Source organism: Cupriavidus sp. 8B, assembly GCF_054589115.1.
Genome location: NZ_BAAILO010000448.1, coordinates 1 through 3,577, shown reverse-complemented (window position 1 = coordinate 3,577; position 3,577 = coordinate 1). Strand labels below are relative to the sequence as shown.

At 60.4% G+C, this 3,577-nt stretch carries 3 protein-coding genes; all 3 read left to right on the top strand.

All coding sequences use genetic code 11. The annotated features are described in order from the left end of the window. Nucleotides 1–298: 298 nt before the first annotated feature. Genes ACYP5B_RS43550 through ACYP5B_RS43540 form a run of 3 tightly spaced genes read left to right on the top strand, consistent with a single transcriptional unit; the run spans nt 299 to nt 3,494 of the window. Nucleotides 299–1,540 (top strand): site-specific integrase, encoded by a 1,242-nt coding sequence (locus ACYP5B_RS43550; RefSeq protein ID WP_459573760.1) that lies wholly within the window; start codon nt 299–301, stop codon nt 1,538–1,540. Next, complete coding sequence (locus tag ACYP5B_RS43545) at nt 1,537–2,490, top strand: tyrosine-type recombinase/integrase (RefSeq protein WP_459573758.1); 954 nt, start codon at nt 1,537–1,539, stop codon at nt 2,488–2,490. The genes ACYP5B_RS43550 and ACYP5B_RS43545 overlap by 4 nt, the downstream gene beginning before the upstream one ends. Continuing rightward, nucleotides 2,487–3,494, top strand: a complete 1,008-nt coding sequence (locus tag ACYP5B_RS43540) for a tyrosine-type recombinase/integrase (RefSeq protein WP_459573756.1) — start codon at nt 2,487–2,489, stop codon at nt 3,492–3,494. Before ACYP5B_RS43545 ends, ACYP5B_RS43540 begins: the two co-directional genes overlap by 4 nt. The last annotated feature ends 83 nt before the right edge of the window (nt 3,495–3,577 follow it).

Below are 3,577 nucleotides of genomic sequence, written 5' to 3'. Positions count from 1 at the left end.
CCCGGATTATTCCGCATACGGATCTCCGGGGCCTGCAATCCCCGGAGAATACGCGGCATGGGGGCGGCGCCAATACGGAATAATCAGAGGGTCTTCGAGAAGGCCAGCAGGCGATCATCGGGACGGAAGCGCGGTGCTCGGACATCGGTGGTCGCGGCCTTCGCCAGCGTTTTTACGGGACGGTGAATCAATACAGATTTTGCGTAAGTGATCTGCGCTACGGTGGGCGCTTGAGTTTTCGACGTTATTGGAGTGTCGTCTTCCTGGGGATTTCCCCCCCGATTCAGGGAGACTCACGATGAAGATCACTCGCAACGGTGCCGTCACGGCACTCCCCGGTTGCTCCGGTGGTGGCCCGCTGACATCCCACCTCGATAGATTTGCAACGTTCCTCGCCAGCGAGGGTTACGCCGCGACGACTGTTCACGTCAAATGTAAGCTGGTGGCGGAACTCAGTCTCTGGCTCAAGCGGCACAAGGTTCCATTGGCAAAGCTGGATGACCAGGGGCTCCGGCAATTTCACGTGGGTCGCCGCCGTCGCGGTGTCGCGCAACGCGGAGACGTCGCGACGACGCAACAACTGCTCACGTTCTTACGCGACATCGGCTGCGCTCGGGCAGTGTCACCACCGATCGATCGGAGCGCGGTGGGCAAGCTAACGCGAGATTTTGAGCTATTCCTCAGGTCGGAACGCGGCCTCTCGCCGTCGACGTTGATCAACTATCTGCTTATCGTGCGACGTTTTTTGACTGAGCGGTTCCCCTGCAACGCGCCACGTGTTGCGCAATTGTGCCCGCAAGATCTCCATCACTTCATCCTTGGTCAAGTCCAGCGGGTCAGCCGTACTTACGCCAAACTGACCGTCACGGCGCTGCGCTCGTTCCTGCGTTTTCTACTCCAACGCGGAGCTATCAACACGGATCTGGCCGCCGCCGTGCCGGGCGTTGCGCACTGGCGCTTATCGCGCCTGCCCAAGTCGCTGCCACCCGAACAAGTGGAGCGACTGCTCGAGTCCTGCGATCGCGACACACTGGCAGGCCAACGGGATTATGCGATCTTGCTGCTCCTGGCGCGGCTGGGGTTGCGTGCCGGAGAAGTGGTCGAGATGAATTTGGAGGATCTGGACTGGGAGGCCGGCGAGATTCTCGTGCGCGGCAAGGGCCAACGACTGGCACGATTGCCACTGCCCAGGGACGTCGGCGTCGCCTTGGCGCACTATCTGCGTCACGTTCGTCCCATGTGCTCGACGCGTCGCGTGTTTATCCGCTCGAGAGCTCCGCAGCGTGGCTTTGCCAGCCCTGTTGCCGTTTGCGATGTCGTGCGCCGCGCACTGCAACGCGCCGGCTTGAACCCCGAGTTCAAAGGGGCGCATTTGCTGCGGCATTCGCTGGCCACCGAACTGCTGCGTCGGGGCGCCTCCCTCGATGAGATTGGTCAATTGCTCCGGCATCAGCAACCGACGACGACGCAGATTTACGCCAAGGTGGATATCGCTGCGCTACGGCGCATCGCCCCGCCGTGGCCGGGGAGTGCATCATGAGCAAATCACCCGTCACTCCGTCGTTACAGGTTTCCCTCGATCAGTATCTGGCGCTGCGTCGTGCCCTCGGCGTCAAGTTGCGGTTGCCCGGACGCTTGCTGCAACGTTTCGTCGACTTCGCCGACGCCGCGGGCGCCACGTACATCACCACCGATCTCGCTCTGGCGTGGGCGACCCAACCTGCCGATGTGCAGCCGGCGCAATGGGCGAACCGCTTAGGCATGGTGCGTCGGTTTGCGCAATACTGCAGCGCGAGCGATCCACGCACTCTCGTGCCATCACCGGACTTGCTGCCGTATCAGTTACAACGTCCGGAACCCTACATTTATCGCGACGAAGACATCGACCACTTGCTTGAGCTGGCACGGCAGCTACCATCGGCGACCGGTCTGCGACCGCATACATATGCCACGCTATTCGGCTTATATGTTGCAACCGGTCTGCGGACCAATGAAGCCTTGCATCTGGATCGCGATGATGTCGATCTCGTCAATGGCGTGCTGACGATTCGCGATAGCAAATTCGGTAAGTCGCGCTATGTGCCGGTGCATCCCACCACGCAATCTGCGTTGCAACGCTATGCAAAGCGCCGGGATCGTTTGTGTCGATACCCTGATAGTGCGAGCTTCTTCCTCTCTGAGCGTGGCACTCGCCTGACGGAATGGGCAGTACGGTGGACTTTCGTCAAATTGTCTCGCCAACTCGGCCTGCGCGGCCCGGATGATTCACGCGGACCTCGTCTGCTGGACTTTCGGCATCGGCTGGCCATCAACACACTGACCGGGTGGCATCGCCGCGGCGTCGATGTCGAACGGCATCTGCCGGAACTTTCCACCTATCTCGGACATGCCCACATTACCGATACCTACTGGTATCTCACCGCGACGCCGCAGTTAATGCACTACGTAATGCGCCGGGTAGCACGCTCCGAGGGAGGAATGCGGTCATGAACACAACTCAAAGTGTCAGCACTTTCTCGTCGCTTCTGGAGTCGTTCTTCCTGAATCGACTCCTGCGTCAGCGACAGGTCAGTTCACACACCGTCGCAAGTTACCGCGATACCTTTCGCTTGCTCCTGCAGTTTGCGCAGCAGCGCCTGCGCAAATCACCCTCAGCGCTGGCGGTGCCCGACTTGAATGCAGCATTCATCGGTATGTTCCTCGATCATCTCGAGCAGGACCGTGACAACAGTGCCCGCAGCCGTAATGTGCGCCTGGCCGCCATTCATTCCTTCTTCCGCTATGTCGCCCTGCACGCGCCGGAGTACAGCGCCGTGGCGCAATGCGTTCTCGCGATGCCGAGCAAACGCTATGTGCGCCGACCAATTGCTTACCTGACGCCGGATGAAGCGGACGCGCTACTCGCCGCGCCTGACCTCACGACGTGGCTCGGGCGGCGGGATAGAGCCCTGCTACTACTGGCCTTGCGAACAGGGCTGCGCGCATCGGAACTCCTCGGCCTGCGCGGTCAAGACTTTGTACTGGGCACCGGTGCGTATGTACGCTGTATGGGGAAGGGCCGAAAGGAGCGCTGTACGCCGCTGCGCAAAAATACGGTGGCGGTGCTGCGCAGTTGGCTGCGCGAATGCCACTACCCACCGGCCAACCCGATCTTTCAATCGCTGCGTGGTACGGCGTTAAGCCATGACAGTCTGCAATATCTGCTGGACAAGCATCTCGCGGTAGCGCGCCTTCACTGCCCCTCACTCATCGGTAAGAAAATAACGCCGCACAGTTTGAGACATTCGCTGGCGATGAATTTGCTGCACCATGGCGCAGATCGCGTCGTGATCGCCCTCTGGCTCGGTCACGAATCGGTGGAAACTACTGCCATTTATTTCCAGGCGGATATGCAACTAAAAGAACAGGCGCTGGCGAAGGCCGCGACCACCGATGTGCGAGCACCGCGTTTCCGTCCCAATGATCGCCTGCTGGCTTTCTTGAAGACCCTCTGATTATTCCGTATTGGCGCCGCCCCCATGCCGCGTATTCTCCGGGGATTGCAGGCCCCGGAGATCCGTATGCGGAATAATCCGGG

Coding starts and splice junctions, on each gene's coding strand:
- ACYP5B_RS43550 (WP_459573760.1), top strand. CDS start 299: ATGAAGATCACTCGCAACGGTGCCGTCACGGCACTCCCCGGTTGCTCC.
- ACYP5B_RS43545 (WP_459573758.1), top strand. CDS start 1,537: ATGAGCAAATCACCCGTCACTCCGTCGTTACAGGTTTCCCTCGATCAG.
- ACYP5B_RS43540 (WP_459573756.1), top strand. CDS start 2,487: ATGAACACAACTCAAAGTGTCAGCACTTTCTCGTCGCTTCTGGAGTCG.